1 protein-coding gene is annotated in these 258 nt (G+C 39.5%); it reads left to right on the forward strand.

The genetic code is table 11. The annotated features are described in order from the left end of the window. Positions 1–24: 24 nt before the first annotated feature. Entirely contained in the window at positions 25–258 is a 234-nt protein-coding gene (secG, locus tag RG959_RS24485) for a preprotein translocase subunit SecG (protein WP_342799334.1), read from the forward strand.

A 258-nucleotide genomic window follows, 5' to 3' on the forward strand; every position in this document is an offset into this window, starting at 1 on the left:
AGTATCTGGGGGTGTCTTGCATAGATGGAAGCTTTAGTACATGTATTGTTAGTTATTGATGCAATCGTTATGATTATTTTTGTATTATTTCAGTCAGGTAAAAGTGAAGGACTGTCTGGTGCGATTTCTGGTGGGGCCGAGCAGTTATGTGGCAAACAGAAGGCTAGAGGGGCTGATCTTTTTCTTCACAGAGGAACGATCGTAACCGGTGTTTTGTTTTTCGTTTTAGCATTTCTAAGTGCATATAACCTACAATAA

The sequence above is a fragment of the Domibacillus sp. 8LH genome (genome assembly GCF_038806185.1).
Lineage (GTDB): Bacteria > Bacillota > Bacilli > Bacillales > Domibacillaceae > Domibacillus > Domibacillus indicus_A.

Bases quoted from the DNA above. Each gene is read 5' to 3' on its own strand.
- secG (WP_342799334.1), top strand. From the start codon at position 25: ATGGAAGCTTTAGTACATGTATTGTTAGTTATTGATGCAATCGTTATG.